The organism is Neolewinella xylanilytica, from assembly GCF_002934605.1.
In the GTDB taxonomy this organism is placed as follows: Bacteria; Bacteroidota; Bacteroidia; order Chitinophagales; family Saprospiraceae; genus Neolewinella; species Neolewinella xylanilytica.
The window spans coordinates 1915532-1927700 of the sequence record NZ_PTJC01000006.1; the positions used below are offsets into that span (position 1 = coordinate 1915532).

The 12169-nt window shown below is 58.2% G+C and carries 11 protein-coding genes; 6 read left to right on the forward strand and 5 right to left on the reverse strand.

The genetic code is table 11. The annotated features are described in order from the left end of the window. Positions 1–71 precede the first annotated feature (71 nt). Positions 72–287, reverse strand: coding sequence for a hypothetical protein (locus CLV84_RS17160; protein ID WP_104420978.1), 216 nt, complete (start codon positions 285–287; stop codon positions 72–74). A 552-nt stretch (positions 288–839) separates the two neighbouring features. On the opposite strand from CLV84_RS17160, the gene CLV84_RS17165 reads away from it, so the two are divergent. Continuing rightward, positions 840–1028 (forward strand): hypothetical protein, encoded by a 189-nt coding sequence (locus CLV84_RS17165; protein WP_104420979.1) that lies wholly within the window; start codon positions 840–842, stop codon positions 1026–1028. A 747-nt stretch (positions 1029–1775) separates the two neighbouring features. Here CLV84_RS17165 and CLV84_RS17170 read toward each other — a convergent pair. The 3 genes from CLV84_RS17170 to CLV84_RS17180 all read right to left on the reverse strand — a co-directional run bounded on the left by CLV84_RS17170 (position 1776) and on the right by CLV84_RS17180 (position 5554). Next, the gene (locus CLV84_RS17170; RefSeq protein ID WP_104420980.1) at positions 1776–3317 is read right to left on the reverse strand and encodes a phosphatase PAP2 family protein; all 1542 of its coding nucleotides are present in this window, start codon (positions 3315–3317) and stop codon (positions 1776–1778) included. Between the two features lie 7 nt (positions 3318–3324). Beyond that, positions 3325–4251, reverse strand: a complete 927-nt coding sequence (locus tag CLV84_RS17175; protein WP_104420981.1) for a transporter family protein — start codon at positions 4249–4251, stop codon at positions 3325–3327. A gap of 397 nt (positions 4252–4648) precedes the next feature. Beyond that, positions 4649–5554, reverse strand: a complete 906-nt coding sequence (locus CLV84_RS17180) for a DUF808 domain-containing protein (RefSeq protein WP_104420982.1) — start codon at positions 5552–5554, stop codon at positions 4649–4651. 474 nt (positions 5555–6028) lie between these two features. Between CLV84_RS17180 and CLV84_RS17185 the strand changes: the two genes are divergently transcribed. The 3 genes from CLV84_RS17185 (at position 6029) to CLV84_RS17195 (ending at position 9206) form a co-directional block, all read left to right on the forward strand. Continuing rightward, positions 6029–6754 (forward strand): class I SAM-dependent methyltransferase, encoded by a 726-nt coding sequence (locus CLV84_RS17185; RefSeq protein WP_104420983.1) that lies wholly within the window; start codon positions 6029–6031, stop codon positions 6752–6754. A gap of 626 nt (positions 6755–7380) precedes the next feature. Next, complete coding sequence (locus CLV84_RS17190; protein WP_104420984.1) at positions 7381–8187, forward strand: helix-turn-helix domain-containing protein; 807 nt, start codon at positions 7381–7383, stop codon at positions 8185–8187. A 140-nt stretch (positions 8188–8327) separates the two neighbouring features. Further along, positions 8328–9206: an NmrA family NAD(P)-binding protein gene (locus tag CLV84_RS17195; protein ID WP_104420985.1), complete on the forward strand. Its 879-nt coding sequence runs from the start codon at positions 8328–8330 to the stop codon at positions 9204–9206. Between the two features lie 9 nt (positions 9207–9215). Here CLV84_RS17195 and CLV84_RS17200 read toward each other — a convergent pair whose 3' ends face one another. Then, the gene (locus tag CLV84_RS17200; RefSeq protein ID WP_104420986.1) at positions 9216–9848 is read right to left on the reverse strand and encodes a TetR/AcrR family transcriptional regulator; all 633 of its coding nucleotides are present in this window, start codon (positions 9846–9848) and stop codon (positions 9216–9218) included. Positions 9849–9939: 91 nt separating this feature from the next. Between CLV84_RS17200 and CLV84_RS17205 the strand changes: the two genes are divergently transcribed. Further along, positions 9940–10983 (forward strand): zinc-dependent alcohol dehydrogenase family protein, encoded by a 1044-nt coding sequence (locus CLV84_RS17205; RefSeq protein WP_104420987.1) that lies wholly within the window; start codon positions 9940–9942, stop codon positions 10981–10983. Between the two features lie 130 nt (positions 10984–11113). Next, positions 11114–12163, forward strand: a complete 1050-nt coding sequence (locus CLV84_RS17210; RefSeq protein WP_104420988.1) for an aldo/keto reductase — start codon at positions 11114–11116, stop codon at positions 12161–12163. Positions 12164–12169 lie beyond the last annotated feature (6 nt).

Here is a 12169-nt window from a genome sequence, read left to right on the forward strand (position 1 = left end):
GGCTGTCCGCGGAATACGGCGGGGCTTCAGTTCAGCCCGGCCCTTAGGAGATTGCGGAGGGCACCGCCTGACTACATCTGCCACAGCAACCAACCAAAGAGGATAGCCGCTGCGAGCACGAAGAAGAGGAGGCAGAGGGCCAACGTACGCAAATTGGGAGATCCGGCGGCGGCCTCCAAGCCGGGTCGCTCCGCTTCCCCGTCGCGCTTTCCGGTACCCGGAAAGGCGACCATTCCCAACGATTGCGTGAATGCTGCCGTGCGTTTACCCTTTTTCATCCAGTCCATAGGTTACCAATTTAAGGGTTAGGGAACGGGAGGCATGGATGGGGGGCCGGGACGAACGGTCACCCATCCATGCCGCGACCGATTCCAGCGTTATAACGACTAATGTGGCTACACAGTTTAGTTAATTCCGATGAGCGGTAAGGACATCGTGGCCGGCCTAACCGGCTTTTTCGACGGTGGTAATTCGCGCGGTGATCTTTTCAGTGCGCTACCTAACTCACGTTCGGAATCACGGCACTCCCCAAACAGCCCTTACCCCAAGCGGTGGGTGTATTCGGTAGGCCGGCGGCTACGTTTGCCGCAGGGGTAACCTCCCTCCCTGTTACCTCGTGCTGGTAGCCCACCGGCCACTTCCAGCGGGCGTCGCCTCAGCGCGCTGGGTAATCTGGAATGATTTACCTTTTGCATGGCGCGAAATATGACGACAAGTTCTCCCGGCTCCCCTTCCATGAGGCAAGCTGCATTACCCCGCACGAAGGGAGATGGTGAAAGGGACGGGGTATGCCTCCAAATGCAGCCGCCACCGTTCCTGCCTTCCGTCTACCTCGGGTCATGGGCGCTGCTCGTTCGGGAGATGAGGAGTTCGAAGGAGCTGGTTTCGGCAAACCCTGGCGGCGGCGGCTGCGCGCATACGGCGGTTTCGACTGGACCTTCCCGCTGGTACACCGACGGCAGGCGTTCGGGGATGCCTACTGCTTGATCAGCGTGTGCCTCATCGGCTCCTCGCCGGCAATCAACTGAATCCGATACAACCCCCGGGGGTAGTTTCCAAAGCTGGAGGGGAACATTTAGGTCCGGCCCTGCCTTGTCGACGTCCGTTTGGTAGACCGCTCGGCCCGTACCTTCCACGATGCGCAGGTGAATTCGACATATTGATCCAGGCCTGGTCGTGCATTTGGTCCCAGAAGGAGTTGGCGGCCACCCTGTTGGTCTGGATGGGCAGGTATACCCGATAGGTACCGGTCTGCGCAACATCAACGCTGAATTCAATTTCCTGGTTGAGATCGTCCGTAGTTGGTGCTTCCTGTCCCGGTTGCGGGCGGGGCGTACGGTGAGCGCCACTCCGGAAGCAGCCTCCACTCCGTCCATGGGTACCCAGTAATCTCCTACGGTAGCGCATTCCGCTTCCAGCCAAATGCTTTCAAGTGGCGCCGGAGCGCAGGTGCAATTCATGGCCGAATCCCCCAAGCCAGCGGATGATGGCCCCGTCTGGTTCACGTAAATCCTGTCCAGCTTGGTGCCGGCCTCCCGGAAGGGAACGTCGAAGATATGGTAGCCGGCCGGAACCGCTAGCATGGGCCCCGGGAATTTTGGCCACTGGAACTCGGCGCCCTCGTGGATGTCGTCGTGCCAGTATAACCACCCCCCCATGGGGGCGCAGCCAGTAGGAGTCGGGGTCGGTCACGCTGGCCTTGGCCCGGGTAGCTTGAGGGAGGTAATCCTTAAAAGTGCCCCGGCGTCCGGTCGTTTGCTCCGCTAAACGCGAGGCTAATCCGCGCCATCCTTCCTAGCGGTATCAATCGTGTACCGGGCAACGTCGATTCCCTGCTCCGTACCCACCGTGGCGTCAAACGTCCAGTGAATGCCGCCGTACACCCGGGAGATCGCCGCCTCTTCCGCCCAGCCGCGCACTACGCCGGCTTCTTCCGGGAAAACGTAGGCCAGAACCTCCGCCCCCGCCGCGGAAAAGACACTATGTCCGGAGGTATAGGAAGGAAAGTTCGGGGTGCCGGCAATGGTCGCCAGCGTCCGGTCGGTTTGAATGGGGCGGGGATAGTGGTAGTAGTACTTGGTATCCCAACAACTTATCCCTCCGTCCATCATTGCCATGTTGAGGTAAGCAAAAGTACGGGCCGAGCGAAGGGGATTTAAGCGGTACTTCACGATGAACTCCTTGGCGAACTCATTCCAGTGTCCGGGCGGCGTGTACGTTCCCAGACCGTCCTGCCAGAAATTGGCTATCCTTCGCCTTTCCTGGGTCATGTTTTGCGCATAATCCCGCAGGACGGCGACGTCCGCCTCGTAAGCCGGGGAACCTATGGCTGGAGGGGGGGCGGGGCGCGTGTCTTCCACCTTATCCACGCTCCACATTTTCACCCGGCCAAACAGCGGCGTCAGTCCTACCGGACGTTGGGGAACCTCCTGGTTAATCCACTGCCAACCGAAGCGATCCAAGGCCGCCGCGGCCAGGGAGTCAGAGACGGGCTTGGGCGCCTGAGCGTCCTTCATCCCGTCGGTTGCGGCGCGGGCCAGGGCAATGGAGGAGATGACGTCGCCAATGACCCGTCCCGCATCGACGTCGCTCTGCACGTTTGCTCCCGATAGCAACAGGCATCGGAGGTGTTCCGCTTCCCTTTCTTCCAGATAATCGGCCTCCAGCGGAAACATCTGGGTCAGGATACGCCGGGACACCGTCGCCACTACCGCACCGTCCGAAGGATAGGAAGGAATAACGTTATCGGCGTAGAGGGGCTGAATGCTTTTATCCTGGATGTAGGGGGCGGGCCGGTAATTGGCAAACTTATGGTGCCAGGCCGAAATCAGTCCGTCGTACTGGGCAACCGACAGGTAGGCAAGGGCGCGCACCGCATACGGGGGGTGGGAAAATGGAAATACGGGCGGACCATTCGGATTCGCGGGGTTCGGCAAGGTATAGCTGCCATCGGCGTTGGGGCCCGGAATGAGGTTATACTTGGCGATAAGCTCGAGGGCGATCTCGTTCCATCGGATGATGGGGTTTTGCGTCCAGTAGGTAACGGCTTTAACGTCGGATTCGGACATGCGTGCCATTTCGTCCTTTAGCTGCTCGACTTCCTGCAGATAGGGAACGGAAGTGGTGGATTCCGGCGCGGGGATACTGATGGCAGCGCCGTTTTCTATGAGGATCGGCTTCCAGGTACCGCCCTCGGGATCCACGGAAGCAAATTCATACCCCTGAAAGTCATAGTACCTCGGTAACTCCTTTTCGCACGAAAGGAGAAAGAGCAGCAAGAATAGGATAAAGACCAATACCGTTCTAGCGTGTAGCATGATCGAATTATTTCCGGTAGTTGAAAAAGTAAGTCAGCCCGACGCCGGTGGTATTCATCTCGGCGACGTTACGGCCGTTGACCACCCGGTTGTAGTAGGCCAGGATCCCCAAGCCGGTAAATTTTGGGGAAAAGTAGTGGGCGAATAGGCCGATCCGGTCAAGGTTGACCCGATTGGTGGGCTGGGGGGCGGAATAGGCACGGATGTCATCCCCGCTCAGTGATTTCGCACCGAAATAGCTCGCCTCGACTTGCAAGGAATTGGAGAAAAGCCACTTCCCGACCACCGCCTCGGCGGTAATGGCGCTGGGCACGTCCATAAGGGAAGTGTAGTAACTACCGTCGTTGTAGTAGTACGCTCTTTCGGCTTCCGCGTACCCCCGCCACAGGTAAGTCCCCGCGCCGCGCAGGTACCACCCGCTGTTGTATTTATACTGTACGACGGCCCGGTAGGCGAGCTCCGTGGCCCCCAGACCAATACTGTAGGGCATGTAATCTGGCAAGTAATTAGCAATCGGGGTCGAGAAGCCCAAGGTGGCGAGTCCGGCGAGCTGCCCCTTTTCGAATTGCTTATTCAGCCACCGATACTTTACCGCGACCGTCAGGTCCTGGAATCCATTGGCCCCGGCAAACCTTCCTCCGTTCGGCATGGTGGATTCCGTGGTAATGTAGGGGACGCCCGCGTACAGATTGAGGTTGTCAAAAATGCCGACGGCTACCATTGGCATTACGCTGTTCCGCTTGACCATGGCAATCGTCTGGTTATCGCGTTTCACCGCTCCTTCCCAATAATGGTCGAAACTGGCATAATTATAGTCCAATAAAAAACAGGCTTGCTTCGCGTTCATCAAGATCGCATCGCTGGGGGTTTGCGCGCACAAAGGGAGCGTGAACCCTACCGCTCCTACCAGGAGCAGGCGGATGAGCTGAATCATTACACTAGTTGTTTACGAAGGTGAAATGCTTAAACCGGAGAGCTAAAATAGATTAAAATGAGGTAGCGAAACCGAAAGCAGAGAATTTGTTCGCTGTTTCTGCCTGTGGCTTGCCAGAAATTCGCGGCTGGACCCCTAGCGCGCACCCGCCTAGCCGGTGTGCAGCTACGCGCGGGGCCATGACGCCTTTGGTTTGTACCGGTATGCAGGTAGCTTTGAGGGCGCGGGCTGTCGCAAATTCCTATCAGGCCAGTATTCTTCTGGTGTCATTCAACGGGCAGTAGGGCCCAACCCGGTAGCGGGAGACGGTTCTTTTAATGCAGCCTTCACGCGTGGAAATGGTCGGGCGCCTGCGGGCAGCTCCTGGTCCAAGGTGCCGGAACAGGGCTTAAGCCATTTAATGCAGCAAACGCACAACCCGTTCAATGATAGCCCCCAATATCAAGCCACCCACCCCACAGAGCACCACTTTGACAAGCCAGGCAAGCGCAGGGAGGTGAGCCAGTGAATGTTCTAAATCATCCAGTGCATGACTGGTGAACGGAATACCGTGGGCAATGATTTCCGCCCCTACCCACAACATGGCTGCCGTGCCAACGTAGCCAAGGATAGAAAGAAAGCTCGGCATAAATTTCACAATTCCCCGGCCGAGTTTTTTGATATTTTCCCGACGGCTTTCCTTCGCCAGGTGCACTCCTATATCGTCGGCTTTCACTATCAAACCTACAAAGCCATAGACGGCAACCGTAATGAATACCGCCACGGCCAACATGACCACAATCTGGTTTACCAAAGGGGTGTCGGCTACCGTGGAATACGTAATCGCGACGATCTCCGCCGAAAGAATGAGGTCGGTGCGGACCGCGCCTTTGACGCGTGCCTTTTCCAGTTCTTCGGGGGTAACCACTTTCACCTCCTCCGTAGACTGAGCCGCATCCGCAGCATGCTTGCTGAACATTGAATGCACTTTTTCGTAGCCCTCAAAGCACAGGTAAGCACCGCCCAGCATTAGAATGGGCGTAATCGCCCAGGGGGCGAAAAAGCCGAGCAGCAGGGCAGCCGGACTCAACAGAATAATCTTGTTGATCAACGACTTTTTTGCGATCTGAAAGATGATCGAAAGCTCCCGTGACGGATCAAGCCCCACCACGTATTTGGGCGTCACAGCGGTGTCGTCGATGACGATGCCGGATACTTTACCCGTCGTTTTTGCCACCTGAGCGGGTACATCGTCCAGGCTGGCCGCACTGACTTTCACCAGGGCGGCCACGTCGTCTAATAATGCGAGAAGTCCGGTAGCCATATAGAAGGAAGGGTTGAAGAAAACGTAGATTCGGTACGTTGGTAAATCAGTTCACACGCCGCCGGATTTCTCTACCGGGCGAGCTTCGGTGCGGAAGTCGGGCCCGAAGGTAACGAGTTGATTGATAGACCGCGCCTTCCAGTGCCGCAATAGCTCGTTCATCCATTCGCTCTGCTGCCTCACCTTAACTCCTCCGCTTCATTCTCCCACCCCCTTGAACGGTACTTCAGTGACTGAACACACAAGGCGATGCCCCATACCCGCCGGATCGCGATCTCAGAAATGGCGGCCAGGAAATACACGATGGAACGGCTGGCCATTCCCTTCTACCTTCCTCGGCCGAGGAGTGTATCGGTAAGCCCTGGTTTGAAGTTTGAGGTGCTTAATATCTACAGCAAGCGACACTACCCCCCGTTACAAAGGGAATGAAGAACCATTCCCACTCTTCTCGCTTTTCCTAGGAAACCTACGCACGTGCCCTTCCGCCTCCTCCCCCTACTGTATTGCCTCGCTGTATTAACTAACTGTAACGCCCAACAAGAGCAAACACCGACAGAGCAGAGCTCCGCCTACACTTTCAAATCCCCTTCCCGGGACGGCACCGGTAAGTACTACCTAGGTCGGGAGATCAGCCACGTGATGGGCCACCTCGCCGCCGATTGGTTGGAGCGGCCCGAGCGCGAACAGGAAGAGAACGTCAGCCAGGCCATTGAAAACATGGGCATACAGCCCGACGAAGAGATTGCGGACATCGGGGCCGGCTCCGGCTACTATACCTTTAGAATGGCCCGCAAGGCTCCCCGTGGGAAAGTATTCGCCGTAGACATCCAACCCGAAATGCTGGATATCATGGCCCGGCAGATCGAGCGGGAGGACATCGAAAATGTTGAATTGATCCGGGGCAGTGAAACCAGTCCGATGCTGGAAGCCAACTCCGTCGACTTGGTCACGATGGTCGACGTGTACCACGAGCTTTCCCACCCCCGGGAAATCATGCAGAACATTGTCAGCGCCCTGAAGCCGGGTGGGCGTTTTGTTCTGCTGGAATACCGAATGGAAGATTCCTCGGTGCCCATTAAACGCCTGCACAAGCTATCGGAAGAACAGGCCGTGCGGGAAATGAAATCCGTCGGCTTAGAGTTGCGGGAGAACCTGGACAACCTTCCCTGGCAACACTGTATGGTCTTCGTAAAGGAGTAGATCTTTTCCTTTAGTGTCCTGAATCCAGCAACCTTCCGCTCACGGAAGACTTTGGTGAGGGCTTTTAGAGTTGCATAGAAGATTAAGCTCCAGCTTGTAGGAAAGCAAATCCTTTCCAATTGTGATCCGATCCTCCTCGCGCTTCTATTAGCTAGTCTTTTGTCTAGGGGTTTCCGTCCGCCATTTTTCAAGTAGTCTTGAATGAACTACTCCAGGCGGGGCCGCTGGGCCCGCAACTTGTCACCCATCCGGATTTCAAACTGGGCGGTTGATCACTATACCGTTTCCCACTTGCGGAGAAAACGCACGGGCGTACCGCGTTCCTGGTTGTAATTCAGGTCGTCGAGCACGAGCAGCGACTGACCCTGGGGTGATGTCGCGCTACCCATACGGCGCCGGTAAAGTTCCGCTCACATTTTGCTCTCCGGCGGATAACAAGGGATACACCGTCTTGACAATGGCCGGGGTGCGTGCGGGTATTCGGAAAACACACCAGCGCATGAAAAGAGTAGGATTCAGTATAAAGAAATTGGGGATTGGGCAGTAGTAGATTGACTGGTCAAGGCACGGCCGGGGCAGAACGTCGCTTGCGGCAAAGCGTTACCCTACCATCAGCAGCACCGCTTATGCTACAGTTACAGGAAGCTTCTGTCATCGACACATCACTTAAGCCCTACGTAAAGGGCTACGGATTACTTCGCCTCAGTAGTACGGTCATTCGCGAGAAAGAAATTCTGCCTTGGCCGGGCTCCTTTCTGCTCTTCGCCAGTCAGGCGTTTGAACTGGACGGTCAAGCCTACCCCTTCGGCTGCGTGCGCCAAATGCACGATGCCGCATCGCGGCTACGATGGAAGGGCGATGAATTGGAAGTATTTACCGTCCGCTTCGCGCCCTATGGCCTGCGGCCCTTCCTGGTCGGGCCCGTGGATCGGTTACGGCAGCGCGATATGGAAACGGCATCGGTGTGGAATGTGCCGCTGCCCTCCATTTACGAGGACATGCTCGCCGCGACCGCATTGAACAGCAAGGTGAAACTGGTGGAAGACTTTTTAGTCTCGACCCTTGACCCTAAAAGTATCGATAGTACGGATGACAGTATAATGCAGCTTGCCGATGCGATCCGACGGGAACCTTCGGAACCGTTCGGCCCACTGCGCGAACGGGTTCACCTAAGTAACCGACAGTTCGCCCGGAGATTTAAGGCGCTGATTGGCGTCAACCTGCGCACCTACGTGAGAATTTGCCGGTTTGCCCATGCCAAGACCAGTCTACTTCTCTCCCCCACCCCTTCGCTGACCCAGTTGGGATACGAAGCCGGTTACTTCGACCAGGCGCACTTCTCCCGGGATTTCAGCGCCCTGGCGGAGCGGTCGCCAAAGCTATTTCCCAGCCACTACCCTCTCCACCGGCTGATTTCGGAACGACACGATTAACATCTGTGGACGGTCGCTTCCGTCATTTCAGGATGTCGCTACCATACAATTTTGGGCCCCGGCAGCCCCCGACCTTTGGACCAAAAAAGCGCATTACCCCACCCGGGAAATGCTATTTGGGAATCACAAAACAATTAACCATGATTATTATAACCGGAGCTACGGGGCAACTTGGACAACAAGTAATTTCCGCCCTACGCGGCCAATTGCCCGCCAGCGAGATTGTCGCGTCCGTTCGGGACAGCGCCAAAGCCACCAGCCAATTGGGGGACGGCATCCAGGTGAGAACTGGAGACTTTACCCAGCGCCGTGATCTGGAAACCGCATTTAGCGGAGCTTCCCAGGTTTTTATCGTGTCGGTGGACAAGGTCGGTAAAGACGCCACGGACATGCACAAAGCTGCCATTCAGGCGGCCCGGGCAGCCGGGGCCGGACGCATCCTCTACACCAGTCACCAGGGGGCGCGCTTGGACTCCCCCTTTGCCGCTGCCCACGATCACGCGGTAACCGAGGAATTTCTGGCCGATGGACCTACTTCCTTTACGGCACTGCGGCACGGCTTCTACGCCGAGAGCGCCCTGCATATAATAGGGTCCGGACTACGTGACGGGGAGATGCGGGTACCGGAAGACGGCCCCATCAGCTGGACAGCCCGTGCTGACCTTGCCGCTGCCGATGCCGCAATCCTGGCCGATTCGGGGCGGATCGACGGCATCAGTGCTCCACTTACCGGCACCGAAATGTACACCATGTCCGACCTGGCCTGCCTCGCATCCGAGGAGAGCGGTCGGGAAATCAAGCTCGTCACGGTGTCGGACGAGGAGTGGCTGGCCGCAACCGAAGCCAGGGGAGTGCCAAAAATCTATGCTCAGATGCTGCTTGGTACGTTTTTGGCTGCCCGCCGCGGCGACTTCGCCGTCGTGGATCCCACATTGGAAAACCTGATCGGCCGGCCGCCGGTGGGAATGCGGGACATCCTAAGGGACTTTCTGCAGGAGCCCCGGACTGCGGTCCATTAGTGGCTGGCCCTATACTGAACTACTTTTCTCTTTCGGCCAGCCCTGAAGGACGAGGTCGGTGACAGCGTGCAGTTTCGCTGCCGAAGCGCCATCCCGCGCCAAAGTCGAAAAGCCCTGCACCGTACAACTAACTAGAGCCGCCAGTGTCCCGGCGTCAGTGTCAGGGGGAAGTACTCCTTCGGATACATCTCGCTCAATTCGCCCGGCCAGCAATGCCTCCAGCGTATCGCGCATGGCGGTACCCTCCGCCCGTACGTCGGCGGCGGCCGGTGAGCCCGTGGCCAGTCCGGTACCCACCAGACAGCCCTTCGGTGTGTCCTTTCCGGTGAAGGTGCGAATCGCGTTCGCTAGCACCATCGCGGCGGCTTCCCGTGCGCTCGCCGCGCCCGCGATGGCCTCGGCCTGGCGTTGCGGATCGCCCCGGTAAAGGCGCATGGCCTCCAGGAAGAGCTGCTTCTTGTCGCCGAAGGCGGAGTAGATCGCCGGCGCGTTTATCCCCATGGCCCGACTGAGATCGGATATGGAGGTGGTCTCGTAGCCGTGGGCCCAAAAGGTCTTCATGGCCGTCTCGAGGGCGGCCTGCCGGTCGAAGCCGCGCGGGCGGCCGGGAGATCGCTTGTTGGCAGGAGAAGTCTTTTTCATAATGATCGCTCGTAAATATCTGGAATAATAAGGCGCAAGCCTAAACTTTGGTTTCCTAGTGATCGTTAGGTAAATAAAAGAAAGCAAGAATATGCGTAATCAAACATCACCTCAACCAACGCCCGAAACGATGAACCGGTGGGTCGCCAAGTCCGGCGTGGATTCCATTGCGGATCTGACCTTCGAAAGGACACCGGTACCAGTCCCCGGCCCCGGCGAAGTTCGCATCCGCGTGAAAGCGGTATCGCTGAATGCCCGCGACCTGATGGTCCTCGAGCACGGCTTTATGCGATTACCGGATGTAGATCTCGTCCTCGGATCGGATGTGTCCGGAACCGTCGACGCCCTCGGCGAAGGAGTAGCGGAATGGCAGGTCGGCGACCACGTCGTAAACCTGCACTTCAATGGCTGGCTCGACGGAGCCCCTCCCACTACGGCCGGAGGTGGACTGGGCAGCCTTAGCGAGCAGGGCGTCCTGGCGGAGTACATCGTCCTGCCCGCCGATCGAATTGCCGCGGCCCCGAGCGGGTATACCCACCCCGAGGCGGCGTGTCTCCCCTGCGCCGGGGTCACGGCATGGAATGCCCTGATGGCCAGCCAACCCATCGGCGAGGGGGACAACGTATTGGTCATCGGTACGGGCGGCGTAGCCATTTCCGCCATGATGATCGCCCGGGGCGCGGGAGCGGAAGTCATCCAGCTGGTGCGGCGAGACGATCACAACGATCGGCTGCAGTCCCGGGGCATCGAGACCATCATCAATTCCGCCACCGAAGATGATTGGGGAAAGGCCGTCGCCGAGGCAACGGGTGGTGTTACCAAGGTTATCAATACGATCGGCTTCTCCGCAGTCAATCCGGCGCTGGCCGCCTGCGCCTACGGAGGTGAAGTGGCCGTCATCGGCCTGCGCGATCAGGAGGGTTCGGCCCTCGGCTACGATCTGTTCGGTAAGTCGGTACGCGGCATCATGGTGGGCAGCGCCAGTATGTACGCCGCACTCAAGGAGCAACTGGAAGCATCGGGAGAAAAACCGGTGATCGAACGGACCTTCCCCCTGTCGGAAACGAATGCCGCCCTCGAAGCAATGAAGCAATCCGGCCGCTTCGGAAAGATCGTGGTTACCACCGAGGCGTAGAGGTTACTGCACCACGTCACCTAAAGACGTGGTGCAGTCTTACTACGCAGCCGAGCGGCGTATCCAATCGGTAGACCAACCAAATTCAAGACTAGGCGATCGGGAATGATCGCGCGCAAAATGCACCCGCATGACCTTATCAGATTACAGAACCCTCGGCAAATCGGGATTAATCGTTAGCCCGCTCGCCCTAGGTACCATGACCTTCGGGAACCCTTCCTGGGGTTCGCCGGATGACGTTTCGGAACGAATCTTTCATACTTACTTGGATCGGGGAGGAAACTTCGTCGACACGGCGGATATCTACTCCGGCGGTCGCAGCGAGGAACTCGTCGGCTCCTTTGTGCGGCAGTCCGCCAGCCGGGATCGCATCGTGTTGTCCACCAAATTCGGCTTCAACGCAGAAGCGGGAAATCCCCACGCCGGTGGAAACGGTCGCAAGAACATCCACCGGGCACTGGAGGGCTCGCTGCGTCGACTCGGCACGGATTACATCGACCTGTACTGGATGCACGTCTGGGACATGGTCACGCCGGTTGAGGAAGTGCTGCAAACCCTGACGGATCTCGTCCGGCAGGGCAAGATCCGCTACTTCGGCTTTTCCGACATGCCCGCCTGGTACGCCGCCAAAGCGGGTGCCCTGGCTCGGGACGGACAACTCGTTGGCCCGGTTGCTCAGCAGTTGTACTACTCCCTCGCCGAACGTAGCATCGAGCGCGAACACCTGCCCGCGGCCCGGGATGCCGGCCAGGGCGTCGTACCCTGGAGCCCCCTGGCTTATGGATTCCTGACCGGGAAATATCGCCGGACCAGCGACGGAGGGCTGGCTTCCGGTAGCGGACGACTGGACAAATTCAACCCGATGTTCCCGGAGGTGACCGATCAGCACTGGGCCACGCTCGCTGCCCTGCGCCAACTGGCGGATGAATCCGACTACTCCATGGCGCAGATCGCGCTGGCCTGGGTAGCCAACCGAGCGGGCGTCGACGCTACCCTTACGGGCGCCCGATCGGTCGAGCAGCTAACGGAAAACATCGAAGCACTAGAGGTGGATCTTCCCCGGGAGGCCTGGAGTAAACTCGATGCGGTCAGCCGGCCCGGGCATACCTTTCCGTACCATATTTTCACCCCGGAAGTGAATCGGGGGGTGTTTGGGGGGCAACCGGTACGTGCCTGGTAGACCTAC

Excerpts from the sequence above, each read along its gene's own strand:
- CLV84_RS17190 (WP_104420984.1), top strand. The coding sequence starts at position 7,381 with ATGCTACAGTTACAGGAAGCTTCTGTCATCGACACATCACTTAAGCCC.
- CLV84_RS17170 (WP_104420980.1), bottom strand. The coding sequence starts at position 3,317 with ATGCTACACGCTAGAACGGTATTGGTCTTTATCCTATTCTTGCTGCTC.
- CLV84_RS17160 (WP_104420978.1), bottom strand. The coding sequence starts at position 287 with ATGGACTGGATGAAAAAGGGTAAACGCACGGCAGCATTCACGCAATCG.
- CLV84_RS17205 (WP_104420987.1), top strand. The coding sequence starts at position 9,940 with ATGCGTAATCAAACATCACCTCAACCAACGCCCGAAACGATGAACCGG.
- CLV84_RS17175 (WP_104420981.1), bottom strand. The coding sequence starts at position 4,251 with ATGATTCAGCTCATCCGCCTGCTCCTGGTAGGAGCGGTAGGGTTCACG.
- CLV84_RS17165 (WP_104420979.1), top strand. The coding sequence starts at position 840 with ATGGGCGCTGCTCGTTCGGGAGATGAGGAGTTCGAAGGAGCTGGTTTC.
- CLV84_RS17200 (WP_104420986.1), bottom strand. The coding sequence starts at position 9,848 with ATGAAAAAGACTTCTCCTGCCAACAAGCGATCTCCCGGCCGCCCGCGC.
- CLV84_RS17195 (WP_104420985.1), top strand. The coding sequence starts at position 8,328 with ATGATTATTATAACCGGAGCTACGGGGCAACTTGGACAACAAGTAATT.
- CLV84_RS17180 (WP_104420982.1), bottom strand. The coding sequence starts at position 5,554 with ATGGCTACCGGACTTCTCGCATTATTAGACGACGTGGCCGCCCTGGTG.
- CLV84_RS17210 (WP_104420988.1), top strand. The coding sequence starts at position 11,114 with ATGACCTTATCAGATTACAGAACCCTCGGCAAATCGGGATTAATCGTT.